Origin of the sequence: Acidovorax sacchari, assembly GCF_042847045.1 — a bacterium.
Taxonomy (GTDB): Bacteria; Pseudomonadota; Gammaproteobacteria; order Burkholderiales; family Burkholderiaceae_C; genus Paracidovorax; species Paracidovorax sacchari.
Genome location: NZ_AP035783.1, coordinates 4,361,941 through 4,384,940, shown reverse-complemented (window position 1 = coordinate 4,384,940; position 23,000 = coordinate 4,361,941). Strand labels below are relative to the sequence as shown.

Genomic DNA, 23,000 nt, shown 5'->3' with positions numbered 1-23,000 from the left:
GAAGGAAGGACAATCGGGGCAGACACCGTGACCGCGGATGGGCGGCATGGATACTGGGTTTTTATACACCATCCGCAAGCTGACAGGCGCTTTTGTCCATGATTTCCAACGCTTTCCCTTCCGTGCCCATCGTGCAGCCCGGGTCTTTCCTGACCCTGCACTACCGCCTGGCGGGCCCTTCGGGCGATGTCATCAACACGTTCGGCGACAAGCCGGCCACGCTGTCCCTGGGGGCCGGCGAACTCTCGCCCGCGATGGAGCAGCGCCTGATCGGGCTCGCGGAAGGCACCCGCACCACCTTCGAGCTGCCGGCCGGCGAGGCCTTCGGCGAGCGCAACCCCGAGATGCAGCAGTGGGTGGCACGCAGGCTGCTGGCCGAGCTGGGCGATCCCGACGAGCAGTACACCCTCGGCGATGTCGTGCAGTTTCCCACGCCCGACGGCACCGGCAGCTATGCCGGCGTGGTGCTGGAGGTGCGTGACGACGGCGCCGTGCGCTTCGACTTCAACCACCCGCTCGCCGGCCAGCCCGTCACCTTCGAGGTGCAGCTCATCGGAGTGCTCTGACGCCATGGCCATCCAACCCCAGGAAATCGTTCTGGCCGAGCCCCGCGGCTTCTGCGCGGGCGTGGACCGCGCGATCGAGATCGTCGAGAGGGCGCTGCAGAAGTTCGGCGCGCCGATCTACGTGCGCCACGAGATCGTGCACAACACCTACGTGGTCAACGACCTGAAGGCCAAGGGCGCGATCTTCATCGAGGACCTGGCCGAGGTGCCGCCCGGCGCCACCCTGGTGTTCAGCGCGCACGGCGTCAGCAAGGCGGTGCAGGCCGAGGCCGAGGCGCGGGGCTTCAGCATCTTCGATGCCACCTGCCCCCTGGTCACCAAGGTGCACGTGGAAGTGGCCAAGCTCGCGAAGGAAGGCTACGAATTCATCATGATCGGCCACAAGGGCCACCCCGAGGTCGAGGGCACCATGGGCCAGCTGGACCATGGCATCCACCTCGTGGAGGACGTGGAGGACGTGGCCCGCGTGCAGCCGGCGCAGACCGCGAAGCTGGCCGTGGTCACGCAGACCACGCTGTCGGTGGACGACGCGGCCGAGATCACCGCCGCCGTGCGCGCGCGCTTCCCGCAGGTGCGCGAACCCAAGCAGCAGGACATCTGCTATGCCACGCAGAACCGCCAGGACGCGGTGAAGGTGCTGTCCGGCCAGGTCGATCTCGTCATCGTGGTGGGCAGCCCCACCAGCTCCAACAGCAACCGGCTGCGCGAACTGGCCGTGCGGCTGGGCACGCCCTCCTACATGGTGGACAGCGCCGAGGAACTGCGGCCGGAGTGGTTCGATGGCGTGGCCCGCGTCGGCCTCACGGCGGGCGCGTCGGCCCCCGAGGTGCTGGTGCAGCAGGTGATCGACCGCATCCGGGCGCTGGGCGCGGTGTCGCTGCGCCGGATGGACGGCATCGAGGAGACCGTGAAATTCCCGCTGCCCAAGGGCCTGAAGATCGACGCGGCCACCGGCCTGGAGATCTCCCAGCGCACGCCCGAGACGGGGGCGGGGCGGTCCTGAGCCGCATCCCGCACGGCCCGTTCCGTGGCGCGCGCACGCCACAGCCGGGCCAAATCCCTACGCCGCCGGGCATTGAATCCCCCATCGCGGGTAGGACTTCTTACAATTTGAGTCCGATTCACTCCGAGGGAGCCTTCACTCCCTGTCTATGGAAATAGCAATACTTTTCGCCCTCATCCTTCTCAATGGCTTGTTCGCCATGTCCGAGCTGGCGCTGGTTTCCGCGCGCAAGACCCGGTTGCAGAAGCTGATCGATGAGGGCGATACCGGCGCCATCGCCGCCATGAAGCTCGGCGAAGACCCGACGCGCTTCCTCTCCACCATCCAGATCGGCATCACCTCGATCGGCGTGCTCAACGGCATCGTCGGCGAGGCCGCCCTCGCGGCGCCGCTGGGCGAATGGCTGCTGTCGGTGGGCATGCCCGAGAAGGCCGCCGGCTACACGGCGACGGGCCTGGTGGTGGTCTTCATCACCTACTTCTCCATCGTCGTAGGCGAACTGGTGCCCAAGCGCCTGGGCCAGAGCTACCCCGAAACGCTGGCGCGCCTGGTGGCCCGCCCCATCAACTGGCTGGCGCTCGCCACCAAGCCCTTCGTGCGGCTGCTGTCGGTGTCCACCCAGGCCCTGCTGCGGCTGCTGGGCGTGAAGGAGAACACCGCCAGCGCCGTGACCGAGGCCGAGATCCATGCCGTGCTGGCCGAGGGCACGAGTGCGGGCGTGATCGAATCCCACGAGCACCAGATGGTGCGCAACGTGTTCCGACTGGACGACCGCCAGATCGGCTCGCTCATGGTGCCGCGCGCCGACGTGGTGGTGCTCGACGTGGAAGACTCCTTCGAGGAGAACCTGCAGCGCATCGAGGCCTCCGACCATGGCCGCTTTCCCGTGGTGCGCGGCGGCATGGAGAACGTGCTGGGCGTGCTCAACGCCCGCCAGTGGCTCTCGCGCTCGCTGCGCGAGGACGTGCGCGACCTCGCGGCCCAGCCGCTGCAGTCGGCCCTCTACGTGCCCGAGACTATCACCGGCATGGAGCTGCTCGACAACTTCCGCCAGTCCGACCTGCAGATGGCCTTCGTGATCGACGAGTACGGCGAGGTGCAGGGCATCGTCACGCTGCGCGACCTGATCGAGGCGATCACGGGTGAATTCCACGCGCGCGACCCGGAAACCTCCTGGGCCGTGCAGCGCGAGGACGGCAGCTGGCTGCTCGACGGCCACATTCCCGTGCCTGAACTCAAGGACCGCCTGGGCCTGGACACCGTGCCCGAGGAAGAGCGTGGCCGCTACCACACGCTCAGCGGCATGGTGATGCTGCTGACCGGCAAGCTGCCCAAGGTGACCGACACCGTGCAGTGGGAAGACTGGCAGTTCGAGGTGGTGGACATGGACGGCAAGACCATCGACAAGGTGCTCGCCAGCCCGCTTCCCTCGGTCGAGATCGCGCAGCCCCAGGGCGCGGCGATGGCCGACTGATCCTTCAGCTCCAGAGGTCGAGCGGCGGGTCCGCCGCCACCGCGCGCAGGATGTCGGTGCGCGAGATGAAGCCGGCGAGCGTGCCGTGCTCGTCCGTCACCGGCAGCCCGGGCAGGCCCGTGTCCAGCAGCACCCCTGCCACGCGGCGCAGTTCCGTGTCCGGAGCCACCGTGGGCACGGGGCTCACCATGACCTCCGACACCGGCCGGCGCGCGAGGTCGATCGCGGCCTTCACGCTGCCGGGCTCCGGCAGCAGGTCGAGCGGCGCCATGTCGGCGCGCAGCAGCAACCCCACCACGTGTCCCTGCGCATCCACCACGGGCGCCTGCGCGACGTGGTACTCGGCCAGGGTCTGCCAGGCGTCGTTCACGCGCACGCCGGGCGGCACGGAGAGGGATCCGGAGGTCATCACGTCCCGCACGCGGGTCAGCGGCTGGCGCGCCTGCTGCGGCCCCTGCTCCGTCTGCGCATAGGCGCTCACGGCCACCTGCGCCCGCAGGTTGACCGGGGCCGCCGGCGCGGCGTCCTGGGCGGGCGGTTCCGGTTCGCGGTCGGACACGTCGGGCCCGCGGGTGCGCAGCGCCTGCGGGCGCTGCACGCGGCGCACGGGCGATACCTGGTCCAGCTGCTCGGGGCCGCCGCGGTACATCTGGCCCGAGGGGCCGAACACGAAGAACATGGGACGCATCTCCTGCCGAAGGCCGGCCGCATCGCGCGGCCCGTGCCATGTTATCGGCACCCGGCGCCGAAGGCACAGGGCGGGCATGGCGGGCGAGTGTGCATACACTGTCAGGTTTCGCCTCCGAAACCCGGGGCGCCGTTCCACCGCATTTCTCCTGGTGTCCGCTTCATGATCGACCGTTCCGCCATTGCCTCCGCGCGGCAGCGCCTGGCCGCCCATACCGATTTCCTCCGCACCACGCCGCTCATGCGCCTTTCCGGACGCTCGGCGGGCCTGGGCTGCGCGGAGGTCTGGCTCAAGCTGGAGCACCTGCAGGTGGGCGGCAGCTTCAAGGCCCGCGGCATGCTCAACCGCCTGCTGGCCCAGCCGCTGCCAGACAGCGGCGTGATCGTGGCCTCGGGAGGCAATGCCGGCATCGCCACCGCCGCCGCTGCGCGCTCGCTGGGCACGCGCTGCGAGGTATTCGTGCCCGAGGTGTCGCCCGAAGCCAAGCGCGCCCGACTGCGCGCCCTGGGGGCGCAGGTCGTCGTGGCCGGCCCGACCTACGCCGAGGCGCTGCAGGCCTGCCTGGAGCGCCAGCGCGAGACGGGCGCGCTGCTCACCCATGCCTACGACCAGCCCGAAGTGGTGGCCGGTGCCGGCACCCTGGCGCTGGAGATGGAAGAGCAGGCCCGGCGCCTGCCCGACAGCGTGCTCGTGAGCGTGGGCGGCGGCGGCCTGATCGGCGGCATCGCCGCCTGGTGCGAGGGTCGCGCCCGCGTGGTCGCCCTGGAGCCCGAGGGGGCCCCCACGCTGCACAGTGCGCGCGCCGCGGGCATGCCCGTGGATGTGGCGGTGGGCGGCATCGCGGCCGATTCGCTCGGCGCCAAGCGCATCGGCGACATCGCCTGGCAGGTGTCGCAGCGCCATGTGCAGGAGTCGCTGCTGGTGTCCGACGACGCCATCCGCGCGGCGCAGCAGTGGCTGTGGCACGAACTCAAGCTGGCGGTGGAGCCGGCGGCGGCGCTGGGCATCGCGGCGCTGCAGAGCGGCGTGTACCGCCCCCGGCCCGACGAGACCGTGGGCCTGGTGCTCTGCGGCGCCAACTGCGACCCGGCCACCGTGGCCTGAGAGCCCGGGCCCGCCGGGCGGGGGAGGGGCCGTAAAATCGCCGGCTATGCTCGACATCCTCCTCCTTCGCAAAGACCTCGATTCCGCCATCGCGCGGCTGGAAACCCGCAAGAAGCCCCAGGCTTTCCTCCAGGTGGAGGCCTTCCAGTCCCTCGAGTCCGAGCGCAAGACGCTGCAGACGCGCACCGAGGAGCTGCAGTCGCGCCGCAACCAGCTCTCCAAGCAGGTCGGCCAGCTCAAGGCCAGGGGCGAGAACGCCGACGCCGTGATGGCCGAAGTGGGCGGCCTGAAGGCCGAGCTGGAGAGCTCCGCCGCACGCCTGGAGCAGATCCAGGCCGAGCTGCACACGCTGCTGGTGGCCGTGCCCAACCTGCCGCACGAGAGCGTGCCCGTGGGCAGCGACGAATCCGGCAACGTGGAAGTGCGCCGCTGGAGCCCGGACGGCCAGGATCCGAAGCCGCTCGGCTTCCCCGCGAAAGACCATGTGGACCTGGGCGAGCCCCTGGGCCTGGATTTCGACATGGGCGTGAAGCTCTCGGGCTCGCGCTTCACCGTGATGAAGGGGCCGATCGCCCGCCTGCACCGCGCGCTCGCCCAGTTCATGCTGGACGTGCAGACGCGCGAGCACGGCTACACCGAGTGCTACGTGCCCTACGTGGTGAACGCCGACTCGCTGCGCGGCACGGGCCAGCTGCCCAAGTTCGAGGGCGACCTGTTCGCCGCGAAGAAGGGCGGCCAGGACGGCGAGCCCGTGCCCGACAACGCGGCGCTCTACCTGATCCCGACCAGCGAGGTGCCGCTCACGAACTTCGTGCGCGACCAGGTCGTGCCCGAAGCCGAACTGCCCATCCGCCTCACGGCCCACACGCCGTGCTTCCGCTCCGAGGCCGGCAGCTACGGTCGCGACACGCGCGGCATGATCCGCCAGCACCAGTTCGACAAGGTCGAGATGGTGCAGATCACCCACCCGGACCGCAGCTACGAGGCCCTGGAAGAGATGACCGGCCATGCCGAAGCCGTGCTGCAGAAGCTCGGCCTGCCGTACCGCGTCGTGTCGCTCTGCACGGGCGACATGGGCTTCGGCGCCGCCAAGACCTACGACCTGGAAGTCTGGCTGCCCGCGCAGAACACCTACCGCGAGATCAGCTCCGTGAGCAACTGCGAGGCCTTCCAGGCGCGCCGCCTGCAGGCGCGCTTCAAGAACGCCCAGGGCAAGAACGAGCTCGTGCACACCCTGAACGGCTCGGGCCTCGCCGTGGGCCGCACGCTGGTGGCCGTGCTGGAGAACTACCAGCAGGCCGACGGTAGCGTGGCGGTGCCGGAAGCCCTGCGGCCGTACCTGGGCGGGGACAGCGTCCTGCGATAAACCGCTTCCACGGTTCGGGCCTCCGGGCAGGTCGAGGACATCAGGCGGGCACCCGACGCGGATTACTTTTCCCGGGCCCGCGACCTCGTCGGAGGCGTTGCGGGTTGCGCAAGGATCGCGCCGCTCACGATCTCAAGAATGCGCTCGGAGCGCCTGGCATGCGATGGCTGTTCGCGCAGCCAGGCGAGCGCGGCGATCAGGTCGAACAACTCGTCGCCGTCCATGTCGGCGCGTGCCTTGCCATCCGCCTGCGCACGCGCCAGCAAGGCCGCGCCCGCGCAGCGCAGCCGCACGCAGGATGCGTGCAGCGCGGAGGATTCGTCTTCGATGGCGGACATCATCGGCGCGATGACGCCACGCTGGCGATGGGTGAAGGCAATGATCTCCTGCAGCCAGGCCAGCAGCGCCTGGTCCGAGGCCGCTGCCGTGCGCAGCGCATCGGCCTTCGCCGCCAGATCCTCGAAGTCATTGCGCAGCAGCGCCTCGAGCAGGGCTTCGCGGGTGGGGAAGTGGCGGTACAAGGTTCCCAGGCCGACCTCGGCGCGCCGGGCGATGTCCCGCAGCGAAGCCTCCGCACCGGTTTCGGCCAGCGCCTCGCGGGCCACGTGCAACAGGCGTTGGTAATTTTTCTGGGCATCGATGCGCATGCGGGCCTTTACAAGTGGAGCACTGCTCCGTATATTCGGAGCACTGTTCCCTTCAGGATACGCCATGCACAGTTCCGAAGACACGCCACGCACCATGAAAGCAGTCCGCCAGCACGCGTTCGGCGGCCCCGACGTGCTCCATTACGAGGATGCGCCCCTGCCGGTGCTGCGGCCGGGCGAGGTGCTCATCCGGGTACGCGCCATCGGATTGAACCCGCCGGACCTGTACCTGCGCGAGGGCTACAGCCGCCTCCCCCCGGAATGGCGCCCGCCGGTGGCGTTCCCGCTGATCCTGGGCACGGACGTCTCGGGGGTGATCGAGGCGGTGGCGGAAGGCGTGGAAGGGTTGTCGCCCGGCGATGCCGTGTACGCCATGGTGCGGTTTCCGAGCGGACTGGCCGGCGGCAGCCAGGCGTATGCGCAATACGTCACCGCGCCCGCCAGCGAGGTCGCGCTCAAGCCGGCCGGGATCGACCATGTGCACGCCGCGGGCGCGCCGATGTCGTTGCTGACGGCCTGGCAGTTCCTGATCGCGCTGGGACACGACGTCGCCAATCCCCTGCAGCCCGTACAACACGTGCCGGTTCCGCTGCTAGGCAAGACCGTCGTGGTCAACGGGGCGGCCGGCGGCGTCGGCCACTTCGCGCTGCAGCTGGCCAGGTGGCAGGGCGCTCGCGTCATCGCGGTGGCTTCCGGCAAACACGAAGCCTTCGTGCGCCAGCTGGGCGCCGAGACGTTCCTCGATTACACCCAGGTGAAACCGGAGGAGGTATTGCACGACGTGGACCTGGTCGTGGACGCCGTCGGTGGTGCCGGCGCCGGCAGGTTCCTGCGCACGCTTCGCCGCGGCGGCGCATTGTTTCCCATCTTCCCGCTCGGCTTCGACGGGCACGATGCGGCGGCGGCGCTGGGCGTGACGGTGTCCACCACCCAGGTGCGCTCCAGCGGCGCGCAACTCGGCGAACTCGCGGCATTGCTGGATGCGGGCACGGTGCGCGTCGCCATCGACAGCACCTTCGCGCTGTCGCAGGCGCGGCAGGCCCACGAACGCGCCGGGCAAGGGCACATCCAGGGCAAGATCGTCATGGCGGTGGAATGAGGACGGGGGCGCCATTGGTGTCGGATGGTCTAATGCGGTGCTGATCCTGGCCCCGCTTTCTGGCAACACACTCATGCGCAGCATCTTCCACCTGGCCTACAACGTTCGTGACCTGGACGAAGCCCGACGCTTCTACGGACAGGTCCTCGGCTGCTCCGAAGGGCGCAGCACCGACACCTGGGTCGATTTCGACTTTTTCGGCCACCAGCTGTCCCTGCACCTGGGCGAGCCATTCGCCACGGCGCGCACGGGCCATGTGGGCGATGTCCTGGTGCCGATGCCCCACCTGGGCCTGGTGCTGGAACTGCCTGACTGGCAGGCCATGGCGGAGCGCCTCCAGGCCGCAGGCACGGCATTCGTGCTGGAGCCTCAGGTTCGCTTCGAAGGCCAGCCCGGCGAGCAATGGACGATGTTCTTCATGGACCCCTTCGGCAATCCCATCGAGATGAAGGGCTTCCGCAGCCTCGACGATCTGTACAAGACCGCCTGAGTCGTCCCGTGCTGGGAAGATGGGGCGAACTGCGTGCGTTGGGCGTTGTGCCTTGCAAACTTCCTGCTACAATCGCAGGCTTCGACACGAATGCAGGAGAGGTGGCAGAGTGGTCGAATGTACCTGACTCGAAATCAGGCGTAGTGGCAACACTACCGTGGGTTCGAATCCCACCCTCTCCGCCAATGAACAAAGCCCTTGAAGGATTTCAAGGGCTTTTTTCTTGGGCGCTGCGGGGTTGAAGTTTCCGGCGCGAAACGTCCGGCCGGAAGCGGAGTGGCCTACCGGCAGTCGAGCGCGATGCCAGGCACCGCGCTGCATCACAAGGACAGGGAGTCGGACAGGTGCCTGAACACCGTGGAAACCCGCCGCAGGTGCCGTGACTCGGGATGGGTGAGCAGCCAGAGTTCCGTCTGGCATTCGTCCAGGGCATCGGTCAGCTGTACCAGGTCGGTGCGATGCTGCGCCAGGAAAACCGGCAGCACGCCAACGCCCAGGCCCGCCGCGACCAGTTCCATCACCGTCAGGATGCTGCTCACGCGGTAACGCGGGACGGCTTTGGGGAAGTACCGCTTTCGCCAGATCACCGAAGGGTGCTCGGGCAGCGCATCGTCAGGAGCGATCCAGACCGCATGTGCTGCTGCTACATCCTCGTAGCGCTTTGCAGGGCCTCGTTCGGCAGCGAACAGCGCCATCCGTATCGGACCGACATGCTTGCCGACCAGATGCTGCGGTGGGCGTTTCGTCGCCCGGACCGCGATGTCGGCGTCCCGCCGGGTCAGGCTGGTGAGTTCGTTTCCGGCATGCAACTCGTAAGCCAACAGAGGGTGCAGCGCACCGAGTGATCGCAGGGCGGGGGCGATCAGTCCATGCAGGATGGTGTCCGTACTGGTGATGCGTACCGTGCCAGACACGGATTCCGGCAAGGACTCCACCGCCGAGCGGGCCTGTTCCAGGTGCGTCTCCATCTGCTCGGCGTGCTCCGCGAGCGACAGTGCCAGTTCGAGCGGCGCGTAGCCCAGGCGCGACCGGCTGAAAAGCCTCTGTGCCAGACCACGTTCGATGCGCCCGATGGATCGAAAAACCGTGGAGCCGTCCAGCCCCAGTTTTTCCCCCGCACCGGCCAGGTTGCCGGCGCGTACCAGCGCCAGCACCACGGCCATGTCATCGGCGCTCAATCGATATTGCGTTTTTGCATTCATCGTGTGCGCCAATGCTTATTTTCATGGCGTATTGGCAATCTTACAGTCGGATCACTTCAACGATCAGGACATGCCATGAACCCATCCACCTCCCCGACGGCAGCCAGCTACGGCGTAACCTTGCTGAGGCTCAGCCTGGGCACCATGTGGATCGCCCATGCGATGCTGAAATGGTTCGTCTTCACCTTGCCGGGGACGGCGCAGTATTTCGACAGCATCGGTCTGGCGGGCTTTCTCGCCTACCCGGTGTTCGCGGTCGAATTGCTGGGAGGCACCGCGCTGGTCGTCGGCCTCTATGCCCGCCAGGTTGCCCTGGCCCTGGTACCGGTCATGGCAGTGGCCGCGTGGGTGCATTTGCCCAATGGCTGGGCTCATACCAGCACGGGTGGGGGCTGGGAGTACCCGGTGTTTCTGATCGTGGCGTCGGTGGCACTGTGGCTGATGGGCGATGGCGCACATGCCGCCCGCCGCAGCCATCGTTTCACTCCGGCGTTCTGAGCACCGTCCCGATGACACCCCATCTTGTCCTGATCAGCCACGTTCTGTGTCCTTATGTGCAGCGTGCCGTGATTGTCTTGAAGGAGAAGGGCGTTCCGTTCGAGCGACTGGATGTCGATCTTGCCCACAAGCCGGAATGGCTGCTTGCAAGCTCCCCGCTGGGCAAGACGCCCGTGTTGCTGGTGGACGGTGTGCCGATCTTCGAGTCGGCGGTGATTTGCGAGTTTCTTGACGAAACAGTGAAACCAAGGCTGCATCCCGCATGTGCGCTGGATCGGGCACGGCACCGCGCATGGATGGAATTCGGTTCGTCGCTGCTGGACACCATCGGCGCCTTCTACAACGCAAAGGATTCGGCGTCGCTCACGCTCCAGATCCGGCAGATTCGATCCCGCCTCGAACAACTGGAATCCGCGCTGGGCGAGGGACCGTTCTTCGGTGGCGATCACTTCGGACTCGTCGATGCGGTCTTCGGTCCGGTGTTCAGGTACTTCGACGTGTTCGAAGGAATTGGGGACTTCTGCTGGTTCGATGGGCTGCGGAGGGTCGTGACATGGCGTGCCGCGCTGGCCTCGCGGCCTTCGGTACGCGAGGCGGTCGATGCGCGCTACCCGGAGTTGCTGCGGCAATTTCTCCGTGCGCGCGGGTCAGAGCTTTCGAGAATGATGCAGAGAGTCGACCTTCAACATTGAAGGCCCTGTTGTGTTCGATGCAGAGGCAGGCCGCGGGCCTCCAGCCGATGGCTACCCTGCGAGCCGTGGCGCGGTGCTCATCAGCGGCAGGGGCCTGACTCCGGCGGGCACTCCGCCATCTTCCGGGCCTGCACGTTCTCCAGGAACGTTTCCGCCGGCATGGGCCGGCCATGCAGCCAGCCCTGCTGGGACGGGCAGCGGTTGGCCTGCAGGAAATCGGATTGTTCCTGCGTCTCGACGCCTTCGGCCACCACGTGCAGCCCGAGGTGGGAGCCCATCGAAAGGATCGAGCAGACGATGCCGACACTGGCCGTGTCGCCGGGCAGGCCGTTGATGAAGCTGCGATCGATCTTGATCTCGTAGAGCGGCAGCTGCCGCAAATAGGCGAGGCTCGAGAAGCCCGTGCCGAAATCGTCGATCGAGAACCGCACGCCCAGTTCGACCAGTTCCGCGAGGCGTTCCGCCGCATGGTTCACGTCGGTGATCAGCAGGCCTTCCGTGATCTCGAGGATCAGCCCGGACGCGCGGGCACCGGTCGTCGCCAATGCGTGGCGGACTTCATCGACGAAGCCCGGATGCTTGAATTGCGCCGGGCTGATGTTGATGGCCAGGGTCAGCGAGGGATCTTCGCGGTGGAGGTCGGCGAGGATCCTGCAGCCGGTCTTCAGCACCCAGGCGCCCAGCTCGATGATGAGGCCGGAGGCTTCCGCCAGGGCGATGAACTGGTCCGGCGGCACCATGCCGCGCTCGGGATGCCGCCACCGCAGCAGCGCCTCGCCCCCTGTCAGCTGGCTGCGGGCATCGCGCTGGGGCTGTACCTGCAGGAACAGCTGCTCCGAGCCGATGGCCGCATGCAGGTCCTGCTCCAGCGCCAGGCGTTCGTGGAAACCCGCCAGCATGTTCTCCTCGAAGAACACGGGATGGTTGCCGCCCTGCGTCTTGGACCGGCGCAGGGCGAGTTGCGCTTCGCGCAGCGCATCGAGTCCGCTGGCCGTATCGGCGTGGATGAGGCTGATGCCCGCACTGGCGCGGATGCTCAGGGAGCCCTGGCCCACGTTGAACGGCGCGGCCAGGCTGTGGAGCAGCTTGGCGGCGACACCTTCCACCAGGTGGCGGGCATCGTGGTCGATACGGCCTTCCGTGCGCAGCACCACGACGAATTCGTCGCCTCCGGTGCGTGCCAGGGTGTCCCCACGCCGCAGGACGCGCTTCAGCCGCCGTGCGGTTTCGCAGAGCACTTCGTCGCCGATCTGGGTGCCGCGGGCCACGTTGAGCAGCTTGAACTGGTCGATGTCCAGACAGATGACACCCGTCGGCCCTGCGCCGCCTGCCACCAGGCTCTGCTCCGATGCCAATTGTCCGAGCAGGTGCCGGCGATCCATCAGGCCCGTCAGGGCATCCCGCTGCTGTGTTGCCACGACGGCCGGAAGGCCGGCATTTTCCCGGGATTCCGGGGTGTCTTCGTCCGGGCTGGTGATGCCGGTTTCGGCGATGGCGATCCCGCCCTTGCCAGCCTGCTTGACGGCATACATCGCCGCATCGGCGGCATGGATCAGCGTCTTGACGCTGGTGGCGTGTGCCGGGTAGCTGGCCACGCCGACGCTCGCACCGACCCGGGCCGATTCCCCGTTGGGCAGCACGAACGGCATCCTGAAGCTGTCGATCAGTTGCCGCGCCAGGTCCGACACGCTGGGGTGGAGCGCGTCCACGCCCGCGATGATCACCACCAGTTCGTCGCCGCCCAGCCGGCCGATGACGTCGCAGGTGCGCTGGAAGAGCATGCGCAGCCGCTGGGCGGCTTCGACCAGCACCGCATCCCCGGCGGCGTGGCCCCAGCGGTCGTTGACGGACTTGAACCCGTCGAGATCGATGAACATCAGCGTGACGTCGCCCGGGTCATGGCCCGGGTGGACGGCATGGATGTGCTGTCCGAGCAGGGTTTCGATATAGGAGCGGCTCTTGAGTCCCGTCAGCGCATCGTGCTCCGCACGGTACCGCGCGGCGCTCTCCTGGTTCTTGCGCCGGGTGATGTCGTAGAGCACGCCCTCGACGTACTGTTCCGCGGCATCGGCGGTTTCCATGCACGACACCATGCAGTGGACCCATACCTTGGTGCCGTCCGGGCGGATCAGTTCGAGATCTTCGGCTTCCGGCTCCCGGGAGGTGCGGGCCCTTTCGATCAATTGCAGCAACTGGGCCGAGCTGACGAAGAAGGCGGAGATGAAGTCCCCGGCATGGGCACCGGTCCCCTGTCCGGCCTGCAGGTCGAGCAACCGCTCGAAGGCCGGGTTCGCGTGCAGCAGCTGTCCGGCCGGCGAGAGGATGAAGATGCCGGCGCTGGTCGAGTCGAATATGCCCCGGTAGCGTGCTTCCAGCGTGGAGATTTCCTCTCGCATGCCGCGTTCGCGTTCGAGTGCGTCCTGCTGCAGTTCCAGCAGGCGGTTGACCGCGGTGGTGACGATGCCCACTTCATCGACGGCATGGCGCGGGTTGATCGATATGCGGCGGGCCGTGCCGGGCATGATCATGGCCAGCTCTGCCGCCAGCCGGTGCATGGGCTGGGACAGCATGCGCCGGGCCAGCATGCTGAACACGCCCAGCACGCCGGCCAGCAGCACGGTGATCGCCGCGACCAGCTGGACCGCCTGCCAGCCCGCCTCGGCATTCATCCGCTGGTAGTTCAGCCAGACCTGCAGGTCGCCGATTTGCCCTTCGCGTCTGAAGGGCGACATCAGGGGCGACTGAAAAGTCGGCTTCTCCGGTGCATTTCCGTCGGTGGCGCCCGGGCCGGCATCGGGGTTGGCCTTTGCCGCCATCGTGACGCCGGCGGCATCGCGGACGCCCACGCGGGCGACCGAAGGATGGTGGGCCAGGCCGTCCAGCAGTTCCTTGAGCAATACCTCGTCCCGCGCATACACCCCGACCGCCATCGTCTGCTGTACGGCCGCGGCGATGGCACGCGCGGAGGCTTGGGAGTTTTCCAGGTAGTGCGACTTGGCGCTGAGGTACAGGGCGATGGCCACGAGGGCCGCCATCACGCCTGCCACGCTCACGACCGCCCACTGGAAGCGGCGATGGAGGCTTTTACTGCGCATGGGGGACTGGGCGGTGGTGGGAAGACACGTGCAGGATCACGGAAGGTGCATGACCACCCGCACCGAGTTGTCCTGTGGGGGGCGGGTGACGTAGCCGATGGCCGAGGGATCATTGCGCAGGCGCTGCAGCATGGCCGCGTCGTCCTCGGCCGTCTGCGGCGGCCGGACCTGGCCGGTGAAATGCAGGCGAGCCCAGTAGCTGTTGATGCGCGCGATGTCCATGCCGGTCAGCAACTGGTAGAACTCGGCACGCGCCGGGCCGTCGCGTTTCTGGTCCAGAGGGGTGGCCGCGCTGCCATCGGGGAAGGCGCGGGTCCTGCCGGTGTAGATGGCCACCAGTTCGTTCTGGTTCACGGAGAGCAATGGACTCTGCGCGGACACCACCACGTAGAGGGGGGCAGAAGCCACGGTGAAATGCAGCGCATGGACCGCCAGCGCGATGGCGGCCAGCATGCGCGGGAGTTTCGGGCGTGCGCGTGGCATCACTGGCCCCACACGAAATCGACCAGCAGGGACACCAGGTTGCCTTTGGCGGCCTGCCCGTCGTGGTTGCGCCAGCCTGCTCCGCCGTTCGGCCGGACGTGGAATCGATCGACCTGGAACTTGAGCGCGGCATTCGATGCGAAATCCCATCGAAGACCCACGCCGAACGTGCTCTGATCGAAGCGGTACTGGTTGGCCGCGTAGGTGGCGTAACCTGCCAGCATCTGGGCCTGCCGGGCCGCGGCGGGTCCCGCCACGGGCGCCAGCGAGGAGGCCACATCGGGAGTGGCCAAGGCCGCCTCTCGCGGCTTCACGCGGCTGGCGAGGGCGTAATAGGTGACCGTGTCCTTGCGCCACGCGGCGCTGGCATAGGCCCGGTAGGCATCCAGCATGCTCCCGGGAATGCTCAGCCGGCTGCCTTCCGCCACGAAGGTCCAGGGGCCGCTGTCGTACTGGGTGGCGAGCGCCAGGTAGCTGGTCGCGCCGCCGGTCCAGAGCCTGTCGCGCAGCGGTGCGACCGCCTCCCGCACCCCGGGCAGGGGAGACTGCTGGAGGCTGTCCACGCCCTGGCGCAGCGCCGCATAGTCCGGGCCCATATCCAGGTTCACCCGGGACTGCAGGTAGCTGAGTTTCAGCAGCAGCCCGCCCGCTTCCCGCGACAGCCCGATGGCCAGGATGTCGTCCGCTTTCGCCGGCCGGTGGGATCGGCCACCGTCGGTGGTGCTGGTTCTCATCGTGCCGGCGGTGGCGCGCAGGCGCCACGACGAACTGCCCGTATCCCAGCGCTGTTCCACGTCCAGGCCATCGATGGCCACGACCGGCGCGAAGGCATAGAAGTCGGTCGGCGGTCGCGCCCAGGTGAACGCATAGCCGACGTTGCGGCTCTCGGAATACAGGAACAGGTCCGGGCTGACCCGGCCCATGCGCAGGCGGGTATTCGCCCACGGCCGGTAGCCGACGTAGGCCTGCTCGATCGCCTCGCCGGAGAACGCACCCTTGGCCCTGTGCAACAGGACGCCCTGGGCTGCGGCCTCCCAGCCGCTGCTGTGGTTCCAGTCGATTTGCGCGCCCAGCCTGGAATCCGTCGTGGCGCTGAGGTCTGCCTCGGCGCCTTTCTGCGCGGTGCTGCGGATCAGTCCCCAATGCGGAGCACCGGTCTTGTTGACCACGCCCACGGTGCCGAAGCCGCTGAGGGAGAGACTGTTTTCCGTGGTCTCCTGGGCCAGGAGGGGCATGGCCGAGCCCAGCGTGAGCGCCAGGGCGACCCAGGAGATTCTGCGCACAGAACGGGCTCCGGGATGCGGAGCTGTCTTCGACCGACCCGTCGGAGGGAAAGTGGTTGTTCTAGTGATCAAGATGGTTTGCGAGCCAGGAAATCCCGAATCCTCCGAGAATGGCGCGAATAATTATATTTATCATTATTTGTTTGATTTTCAGCAAAAGCGCATGGATCAATTACAAACAAATTGTACTTCTTGACGCATTTTTGCCATTGAAAAAGATATTTTTGCAATTTTTGTTTGTTGTTTTTTGGAAAATATGTCACCGAACATCCCGAGGGCATGTAGGACGCCGAGGCGGAGTTCACTCGGCGGCGCCATGCTGGTAGAGTGCATGCAACGCGCCGGCCTTTGTCCGGCGCGCCCGAACAATGGAGCAGTGAAGCTCCCACCGATCGTCCAGGTCGGTGGGAGCTTTTTTTTGGAGGGCAGGGCGTATGCCAAAAGGACAATCGGCCCACTGGCGGGTGGGGGTGCTTTTCTCCACCACGGGCGTCACCGCCGCGGTCGAGCGGACGCAGCGGGCGGCCACGCTGCTGGCGATCGACCAGATCAATGCGGCGGGCGGGGTGCTGGGGCGCAGCATCGAGCCCATCGTCCACGACCCGGGCTCCCAGCCGCGGCGCTACCGCGAGCTGGCCGAGCGCCTGTGCGACGTGGATGGCGTAACCGTGATCTTCGGCGGGTACATGTCCAGCACGCGCAAGGCGATGCTGCCGGTGGTGGAGGCGCACCGCGCACTGCTGTTCTACCCGACGCTCTACGAAGGCTTCGAATACTCGCCCCACTGCGTCTATACCGGCGCCGCGCCCAACCAGAACTCGGTGCAGCTGGTGCGGTACCTCGCGCGCCACTATGGCAAGCGGGTGTTCCTGGTGGGTTCCGACTACGTCTATCCCTATGAATCCAACCGCATCATCGCGGACCTGTTCAGGCAGTCGGGCGGCAAGGTGCTCGACGAGATGTACGTTCCGCTGCGGGTGGCGGACATCGACATGGGAAAGGTGCTGCGGCGCATCCAGGCCGCCCGGCCCGACGTGGTCTATTCCACCGTGGTGGGCGACGGCATCGCCCGTTTCTACGAGGCGTACCGGGAGGCCGGCTTCGACACCCGCACCCACCCGATCGCCAGCCAGTCGACCCAGGAGGCCGAGGTGGCGCAGATGGCGCCCGGCGTGGCCGAAGGCTGCATCACCGCGGCACCGTACTTCTCGACCCTGCAGTCGGAGGCCAACCTGCGCTTCGTGGAGGCCTACCGGACGCGCTACGGGGCGGACATGCCGATCACGGCATGCACCGAGGCGGCGTATTTCCAGGTGTATTTGTATGCGCAGACGCTGGCCCGTTCGGGAGGCGACCGCATGAACCAGCTGCTGCCGCACCTGCACCAGCACGCATTCGATGCGCCCCAGGGCGTGGTCCGCATCGATGGCGACAACCACCATACCTACCTCTGGCCGCGCGTTGCGCGCGTCGATGCGCAGGGCCAGTTCCAGGTGGTGGACGACCCCGGCTTGCAGGTCAGGCCCGACCCCTACATGATTGACAACCGGCTCGATCCGCTTGAGCGGAGACTGGCCTGACAGCAGGAGGCAGGATGTCTGTTGCCAAGTTGCGCGAACTGCTCGAGCTGAAGGTGGTGGTCGTGCATCCGCCCGACGAGGAGGGCGCGGCCCTGATCGGGCACATGCGGCGCATCGGCTGCCTGGTCAGCTCGGTGTGGCCCATGCCCACGGCCCCGGCCAACAACACCGACGTGCTGTTCCTGCTGATCGACGGCGAGGAGAGGGCGGCCACGACGGCATTCCTCAAGGCCCTGCCGCAGCCGCGGCCGACGGTGATCGCGATCGTCAACTACGAGGATCCCGGCACGCTGCAGATGGTGCTGGAGAGCGGGGCCCTGGCGGTGGTGCAGAAGCCGATCAAGCCGCTGGGCCTGCTGGCCACGCTGGTGACCGCGCGCAGCCTCTGGACCGAGCGCCAGGCACTGGCCAAGGAAAACCGCAAGCTGCGCCGCAAGATCCTGAGCGACCAGACCATCAGCCGCGCCAAGACCATCCTGATGGTGACCCGGCAACTGGACGAGGCGGCGGCCTACCAGACGATCCGGGAGCAGGCCATGGCCAAGCGGGTGCCGATGGACGACATCGCGAATTCGATCATCCACATGGAATCGCTATTGAAATCTTCCGCATGAGCCGATATAAACACGGCACCGCATCGCAATTTGAATTGACGGTGTGGTGACTGCGGCATCCCCTGTTCACAGGCCATGACGCGGTTGGTCCGGCAAGCGGTCAACGCTTGCCAGGCCCAGGCAATGAAGCCTCCCGGAGCGGTTCATCCCGCGCCTGGAGGTTTTTTTTTGCCTGCGCCCGACAGTGCTGTCGGCTGGTTCTGCTTCGTCCCGGTTCATCAATCCGGCGGTGCGCTCCATGCCTGCGCCGCCCTGTCAACAAGGATCTGCCATGCCGAACACGACACGCCGTCGTCTCCTCGCCTCTTCCGCCGCCACCGCGGCCGCGCTCGCAACGCCCGCCTGGATGCGCTCCGCCCAGGCCGCCGAGACCATCAAGGTCGGTGCCCTGTATTCCCAGACCGGAGGCCTCTCCATCGTGGAGAAGATGCTCGCCAACGGCGTGCTGATGGCCGTGGCCGAAATCAACGCCGCCGGCGGCGTGATGGGCCGCAAGGTCGAAGTGGTGGTGGAAGACGGTGCATCCGACCCGAAGATCTTCAACGAAAAGGCCTCCAAGCTGGTGGTGCGCGACCGCATCTCCACGGTGTTCGGCTGCCACACCTCCGCGAGCCGCAAGGCGGTGCTGCCGGTGTTCGAACGCCGCAATGCGATGCTGTTCTACCAGACGCACTACGAAGGCTTCGAGTGCTCCAAGAACGTGGTGTACAGCGGCGCCGTGGCCAACCAGCAGCTGGGCAACTACATCCCGTGGATGGTCAACAAGCTGGGCAAGAAGAAGATCTTCATCGTCGGCTCCAACTATGTCTATCCCCGCGAGATGGCCAAGGTCAGCAAGAAGCTGATCGAGCAGGCGGGCGCGCAATGGGTGGGCGACGAATACCTCGAGCTCGGCCACTCCGAGTGGGCCAGCATGGTGCGCAAGATCAAGGAGTCGGGGGCCGATGCCGTGCTGTCCAACGTGGTGGGCGACTCGATCATCGCCTTCTACCGCGAATACAAGAACCAGGGGATGTCGCAGGCCGCCGTGCCGATCTGCGCCACCGTGACCGGCGAGATCGAGATCGCCGCGATGGGGGCCGAATACGCCGCCGGCAGCTACACGTCCGTGCCGTATTTCATGTCGATCGACACGCCGGCCAACAAGTCGTTCGTGGAGCGCTACCGCAAGTTCGTCAACGACCCGAAGGCCGTGACCTACCACTCGCTGGAGGCGGCGTACTTCCAGGTGTTCCTGTGGAAGCAGGCGGTCGAGGCCGGCAAGTCCGCGACGGCCGATGCGATCCGCGCCCACATCGGCGGCCAGTCGTACGACGCGCCCGGCGGCAAGGTGCTGATCGACCCGGAGAGCCTGCATGCCTGGGTCACGCCGCGCATCGGCCAGTGGCAGGCTGACGGGCAGAGCAAGGTGGTGGATGCCGCGCCGAAGCCCGTGCGGCCGCTGCCGTATTTCGCCTACGGCGAGACCGATACCAACCTGATGTGCACCACCAAGGGTGCGGTGAACGTCAAGTCCTGAGCTCCCGGGCGCCCTGCGGCCGCGCCACCCGGCGCGGCGGCGCCTGCCATCCTTCCATGGGAACCATATGCTGGATGTCTTCTTCATCGGCCTGAGCGTGGGCGCGATATTGCTGCTGGTGGCGCTGGGGCTGGTCATCACCTACGGCGCCATGGGCGTGATCAACATGGCCCACGGGGAAATGATCATGGTGGGCGCCTACACCGCCGTGCTCGCGCAGATCTGGCTCGGCTGGGGGCTGATCGCCTCGATCCCGCTGGCCTTCGCCAGCGCCGCACTGCTCGGCCTGCTGATCGAGCGCTGCGTGGTACGCAAGCTCTATGGACGCCTGCCCGACACGCTGCTGGCGACCTGGGGCGTGGCGATCCTGGTGCAGCAGGCGGTGCGGCTCGAAGGCGGGCTGAGCTTTTTCGGCATCCACGTGCAGGGCCTGGGGCCCGGGCTGCAGAACCTGCCGGTGCCGGAGATGCTGCAGGGGGTGGTGCAGGTGGGCGGGGTGGCCATCAACGCCTACCGCGCGTTCATCGTGGCGAGCACCGCCGTGCTCACGCTCGGTACCTGGTTCCTTCTCTACCGCACCACCGTCGGCATGCAGGTGCGCGCGATCATCCGCAACCCGCGCATGGCCGCTGCGTGCGGCATCGACGTGCAGCGCGTCAACGCCTGGACCTTCGCCTTCGGCGCGGGCCTGGCGGGTGTCGCCGGGGTGCTGGTGGCGGGCTTCAAGACCGTCTCGCCCGACATGGGCACCACCCTGGTGGTGGACGGCTTCCTCGTCGTGGTGGCGGGCGGCCTGGGCAGCCTGCTGGGCGCGGTGGTGACCGCCGGCGTGCTGGGCGAGGTCAACGGCGTGATCGCCACGCTGTCCAACGACATCGTGGGACGGGCCGTGGTCTTCGGCCTGGTGATCCTGCTCATCGTCGTGCGGCCGCAGGGGCTTTTCTCTTTCAAAGGGCGCTGAATCCATGACTGCCTCCTTCGACCGGCGCGCGACCCTCGCCGCCTACGGTGCCTTCCTCCTGCTCGTGGCCCTGGCCCCGCTGGTGCTCGATGCCTTCTGGCTCAACCGCATCGCCAAGTACCTGGTGTACGGCATGCTGGGCGTGGCCATCGCCCTGGGCTGGGGCTATGCCGGCATCCTCAACCTGGGGCAGGGCCTGTTCTTCGGGCTGGGCGCGTACATGCTCGCCATGGCCCTGAAGCTCGCGAGCCCCGCCAGCCAGCAGCCGGGGGCGCACGGCCCGGTGCCCGATTTCATGCTGTCCAACGCCGAGCCCGGCGCCGTGGTCGATCTGTGCTGCATCAACCGCGGCGCGTTCCTGTGGCAGCCGTTCCAGCACCAGGGCTTCGGCCTGGCGATGGGGCTGCTGCTGCCGATGGCGGTCGCCTTCCTGCTGGGCGTGGTGGTGTTCCGCAAGCGGATCGCCGGCGTCTTCGTCTCGATCATCACGCTCGCGGTGGTGCTGCTGGTGCGCCTGCTGCTGGTCGATGCACAGCCGCTCACCAATGGCTTCAACGGCCTGACCGACCTGGCCTGGCTGCGCATCGGCGGACTGGAGTTCGACCCGTTCGGCCTGCCGGCCTACTACCTCGTGGCCGGCACCCTGGCGGTGGTCCTGGTGGGCACCCGGCTGCTGGTGGCCACCCGCGCAGGCCTGATCCTGAAGGCCGCGGGCGAAGACCCGCAGCGCGCCCGCTACCTGGGCTTCGACGTGGCGCACTACCAGACCTTCTTCTTCACGCTGTCGGCCGGCATCGCCGCCGTGGCCGGCATGCTCTACGTGGTGGTGGCCGAGTTCGCTTCGCCCAGCTTCATGGACCTGGCGTTCTCCATCAGCATGGTGGTGTGGGCCGCCGTGGGCGGCCGGTCGTCCCTGCTGGGGGCGTGCCTGGGCGCCATCCTGATCAACCTGCTGGAGGCCACGGCCAGCGAGACGCCGGCCCTGGTGGAGGCATGGAAGGTGGTCGTGGGCCTGGTCTTCGTGCTGGTGGTGCTGTATCTGCCCAAGGGCATCGCGGGCTGGGGGCACGACCTGCTGGCACGCCGCCGCAGCCTTGCCACGCACACCGCGAAAGCCCCGCAGGCCGCGGAGCCCGCGCCCGTCCTTCCCGCCCGGGAGGCCGCATGACACAGGTCGCACTGCAATTGGACGACATCGGCGTGCGCTTCGGCGGGTTCAAGGCCGTGGACGGCGTATCGCTCACCGTGCACGAAGGCGAGCTGCGGGTCCTGCTGGGCGCCAACGGTGCCGGCAAGACCACGCTGATGGACCTCGTCTCCGGCAAGACGGCCAGCACCCAGGGCCGCATCCGGCTGTACGGCCGCGACATCACGCACTGGCCCGAGTACCGGGTGGCGCGCGCCGGCATCGGCCGCAAGTTCCAGATTCCCAGCGTGTTCCGGGAACTGAGCGTGCGCGACAACCTGCGCGTGGCCAGCTGCCGCGAGCGCTCGATCCTGCGCAACCTGCGCTTTCGCTTCGGCGGAGCGGCCGAGGCGCAGATCGACGAGATCCTGGCACTGACCGGCCTGGAGGCCGAGCAGCATCGTCAGGCCGCATTCCTGAGCCACGGGCAGACGCAGTGGCTGGAGCTGGGCCTGTTGATCGCCCAGAAGCCGCAGGTGCTGCTGCTCGACGAGCCCACGGCGGGCATGACGCAGGCCGAGACGCTGCGCACTTCGCAAATCCTCAAGGCCCTGCGCGGCCGCCACACCATCCTGGTGGTGGAGCACGACATGGCTTTCGTGCGCGAGATCGCCGAGCGCATCACCGTGCTGCACCTGGGCAAGGTGCTGGCCGAGGGCGACGTGGAGGCCATCGAACGCGATCCCCGGGTGCGCGAGGCGTACCTGGGTTCACACGGGATCAGCACGCCATGCTAGAACTGAAGAACGTCCACAGCTATTACGGGCGCAGCCATGCGCTGCACGGCATCGACCTGCGGGTGCCGGCCGGCCAGGTCACGGCCGTGCTCGGGCGCAACGGCATGGGCAAGACCACGCTGCTGCGCACCCTGGTCGGCAGCCTGGTGCACAGCACGGGATCCATCCTGCTGGACGGCGCCGACATCGCCGCGCAGTCCACCCACCTGCGTGCGCGCGCCGGCATCGCCTACGTGCCGCAGGGCCGCGAGATCATTCCCGATTTCACCGTGCGGCAGAACATCCTGATGGGCGCCTTCGCGCGCCAGGGGCCGCGCGAGGTGCCGCCGCTGGCGCTGGAGCTGTTTCCCTACCTGGCCGCGAACCTCGACCGCCCCGGCGGTGTGCTCTCCGGTGGCCAGCAGCAGCAGCTGGCTATCGCCCGGGCGCTCGCCGCCGCACCCAAGGTGATGCTGCTCGATGAGCCGAACGAAGGCATCCAGCCCTCGGTCGTGCAGGAGATCGAGGCCGCCATCGTGCGCCTGAATGCCGAGCTGGGCATGACCATGGTGCTGGTGGAGCAGAACATCGGTTTCGCCCGCCGCGTGGCCAGCAGCTTCGCCATGCTGGAGAAGGGCGCGATCGCGGTCGCCGGCCCGGTCGCCGACCTGACCGATGCGGTGGTCGATCGCTACATGACCATCTGAGCCGGCTCCGCACCCCCTCCCGCTTTT

22 protein-coding genes and 1 tRNA gene are annotated in these 23,000 nt (G+C 67.5%); 17 read left to right on the top strand and 6 right to left on the bottom strand.

What is annotated here, in order from left to right; translation table 11 throughout:
• The first annotated feature begins 98 nt into the window (after positions 1–98).
• The 3 genes from ACGHC0_RS19410 (at position 99) to ACGHC0_RS19400 (ending at position 3,043) form a co-directional block, all read left to right on the top strand.
• A complete protein-coding gene (locus ACGHC0_RS19410) occupies positions 99–566 on the top strand; it encodes an FKBP-type peptidyl-prolyl cis-trans isomerase (protein ID WP_368352518.1) in 468 nt (155 codons plus the stop codon).
• A 4-nt stretch (positions 567–570) separates the two neighbouring features.
• The gene (gene ispH, locus ACGHC0_RS19405; RefSeq protein ID WP_046060767.1) at positions 571–1,569 is read left to right on the top strand and encodes a 4-hydroxy-3-methylbut-2-enyl diphosphate reductase; all 999 of its coding nucleotides are present in this window, start codon (positions 571–573) and stop codon (positions 1,567–1,569) included.
• A gap of 148 nt (positions 1,570–1,717) precedes the next feature.
• A complete protein-coding gene (locus ACGHC0_RS19400) occupies positions 1,718–3,043 on the top strand; it encodes a hemolysin family protein (protein ID WP_368352517.1) in 1,326 nt (441 codons plus the stop codon).
• 4 nt (positions 3,044–3,047) lie between these two features.
• On the opposite strand, the gene ACGHC0_RS19395 is transcribed toward ACGHC0_RS19400, so the two are convergent.
• Positions 3,048–3,722, bottom strand: coding sequence for an HPP family protein (locus tag ACGHC0_RS19395; protein WP_368352516.1), 675 nt, complete (start codon positions 3,720–3,722; stop codon positions 3,048–3,050).
• 171 nt (positions 3,723–3,893) lie between these two features.
• Here ACGHC0_RS19395 and ACGHC0_RS19390 point away from each other — a divergent pair, with 171 nt between their 5' ends.
• Entirely contained in the window at positions 3,894–4,835 is a 942-nt protein-coding gene (locus ACGHC0_RS19390; protein ID WP_368352515.1) for a threonine/serine dehydratase, read from the top strand.
• A gap of 46 nt (positions 4,836–4,881) precedes the next feature.
• Positions 4,882–6,201, top strand: coding sequence for a serine--tRNA ligase (gene serS / locus ACGHC0_RS19385; protein WP_415266501.1), 1,320 nt, complete (start codon positions 4,882–4,884; stop codon positions 6,199–6,201).
• A gap of 62 nt (positions 6,202–6,263) precedes the next feature.
• Here serS and ACGHC0_RS19380 read toward each other — a convergent pair whose 3' ends face one another.
• Entirely contained in the window at positions 6,264–6,848 is a 585-nt protein-coding gene (locus ACGHC0_RS19380; protein ID WP_415268439.1) for a TetR/AcrR family transcriptional regulator, read from the bottom strand.
• A gap of 94 nt (positions 6,849–6,942) precedes the next feature.
• On the opposite strand from ACGHC0_RS19380, the gene ACGHC0_RS19375 reads away from it, so the two are divergent.
• The 3 genes from ACGHC0_RS19375 to ACGHC0_RS19365 all read left to right on the top strand — a co-directional run bounded on the left by ACGHC0_RS19375 (position 6,943) and on the right by ACGHC0_RS19365 (position 8,622).
• Positions 6,943–7,947, top strand: a complete 1,005-nt coding sequence (locus tag ACGHC0_RS19375) for an NADP-dependent oxidoreductase (RefSeq protein WP_415266500.1) — start codon at positions 6,943–6,945, stop codon at positions 7,945–7,947.
• Positions 7,948–8,020: 73 nt separating this feature from the next.
• Complete coding sequence (locus ACGHC0_RS19370) at positions 8,021–8,437, top strand: VOC family protein (protein WP_368352513.1); 417 nt, start codon at positions 8,021–8,023, stop codon at positions 8,435–8,437.
• Positions 8,438–8,532: 95 nt separating this feature from the next.
• Positions 8,533–8,622: transfer RNA gene (locus ACGHC0_RS19365), tRNA-Ser, on the top strand.
• Positions 8,623–8,757: 135 nt separating this feature from the next.
• On the opposite strand, the gene ACGHC0_RS19360 is transcribed toward ACGHC0_RS19365, so the two are convergent.
• Entirely contained in the window at positions 8,758–9,639 is an 882-nt protein-coding gene (locus ACGHC0_RS19360) for a LysR family transcriptional regulator (RefSeq protein WP_415266499.1), read from the bottom strand.
• A gap of 75 nt (positions 9,640–9,714) precedes the next feature.
• On the opposite strand from ACGHC0_RS19360, the gene ACGHC0_RS19355 reads away from it, so the two are divergent.
• Both ACGHC0_RS19355 and ACGHC0_RS19350 read left to right on the top strand, forming a co-directional pair.
• The gene (locus tag ACGHC0_RS19355) at positions 9,715–10,137 is read left to right on the top strand and encodes a DoxX family protein (RefSeq protein WP_415266498.1); all 423 of its coding nucleotides are present in this window, start codon (positions 9,715–9,717) and stop codon (positions 10,135–10,137) included.
• An 11-nt stretch (positions 10,138–10,148) separates the two neighbouring features.
• Positions 10,149–10,829, top strand: a complete 681-nt coding sequence (locus ACGHC0_RS19350) for a glutathione S-transferase family protein (RefSeq protein WP_415266497.1) — start codon at positions 10,149–10,151, stop codon at positions 10,827–10,829.
• Positions 10,830–10,909: 80 nt separating this feature from the next.
• On the opposite strand, the gene ACGHC0_RS19345 is transcribed toward ACGHC0_RS19350, so the two are convergent.
• Genes ACGHC0_RS19345 through ACGHC0_RS19335 form a run of 3 tightly spaced genes read right to left on the bottom strand, consistent with a single transcriptional unit; the run spans position 10,910 to position 15,690 of the window.
• On the bottom strand, positions 10,910–13,924 hold the full coding sequence (locus ACGHC0_RS19345; protein WP_415266496.1) for a diguanylate cyclase domain-containing protein: 3,015 nt from the start codon (positions 13,922–13,924) through the stop codon (positions 10,910–10,912).
• Between the two features lie 36 nt (positions 13,925–13,960).
• Positions 13,961–14,377 carry a hypothetical protein gene (locus ACGHC0_RS19340; RefSeq protein WP_368352511.1) on the bottom strand — a complete coding sequence of 139 codons (417 nt, stop codon included), beginning with the start codon at positions 14,375–14,377 and terminating at the stop codon, positions 13,961–13,963.
• A 29-nt stretch (positions 14,378–14,406) separates the two neighbouring features.
• Entirely contained in the window at positions 14,407–15,690 is a 1,284-nt protein-coding gene (locus ACGHC0_RS19335) for a hypothetical protein (protein ID WP_415266495.1), read from the bottom strand.
• A 434-nt stretch (positions 15,691–16,124) separates the two neighbouring features.
• Between ACGHC0_RS19335 and ACGHC0_RS19330 the strand changes: the two genes are divergently transcribed.
• The 7 genes from ACGHC0_RS19330 to urtE all read left to right on the top strand — a co-directional run bounded on the left by ACGHC0_RS19330 (position 16,125) and on the right by urtE (position 22,973).
• Positions 16,125–17,270, top strand: coding sequence for a transporter substrate-binding domain-containing protein (locus ACGHC0_RS19330; RefSeq protein ID WP_368352509.1), 1,146 nt, complete (start codon positions 16,125–16,127; stop codon positions 17,268–17,270).
• A 14-nt stretch (positions 17,271–17,284) separates the two neighbouring features.
• Positions 17,285–17,884 carry an ANTAR domain-containing response regulator gene (locus ACGHC0_RS19325; RefSeq protein WP_013596065.1) on the top strand — a complete coding sequence of 200 codons (600 nt, stop codon included), beginning with the start codon at positions 17,285–17,287 and terminating at the stop codon, positions 17,882–17,884.
• A gap of 271 nt (positions 17,885–18,155) precedes the next feature.
• The gene (locus tag ACGHC0_RS19320; RefSeq protein WP_368352508.1) at positions 18,156–19,403 is read left to right on the top strand and encodes a transporter substrate-binding domain-containing protein; all 1,248 of its coding nucleotides are present in this window, start codon (positions 18,156–18,158) and stop codon (positions 19,401–19,403) included.
• A 67-nt stretch (positions 19,404–19,470) separates the two neighbouring features.
• A complete protein-coding gene (gene urtB / locus ACGHC0_RS19315; RefSeq protein ID WP_415266494.1) occupies positions 19,471–20,364 on the top strand; it encodes an urea ABC transporter permease subunit UrtB in 894 nt (297 codons plus the stop codon).
• Between the two features lie 4 nt (positions 20,365–20,368).
• Positions 20,369–21,532, top strand: coding sequence for an urea ABC transporter permease subunit UrtC (gene urtC, locus ACGHC0_RS19310; protein ID WP_415266493.1), 1,164 nt, complete (start codon positions 20,369–20,371; stop codon positions 21,530–21,532).
• Positions 21,529–22,287 carry an urea ABC transporter ATP-binding protein UrtD gene (gene urtD / locus ACGHC0_RS19305; protein ID WP_415266492.1) on the top strand — a complete coding sequence of 253 codons (759 nt, stop codon included), beginning with the start codon at positions 21,529–21,531 and terminating at the stop codon, positions 22,285–22,287. Before urtC ends, urtD begins: the two co-directional genes overlap by 4 nt.
• The gene (urtE, locus tag ACGHC0_RS19300) at positions 22,281–22,973 is read left to right on the top strand and encodes an urea ABC transporter ATP-binding subunit UrtE (RefSeq protein WP_415266491.1); all 693 of its coding nucleotides are present in this window, start codon (positions 22,281–22,283) and stop codon (positions 22,971–22,973) included. The genes urtD and urtE overlap by 7 nt, the downstream gene beginning before the upstream one ends.
• Positions 22,974–23,000: the final 27 nt, after the last annotated feature.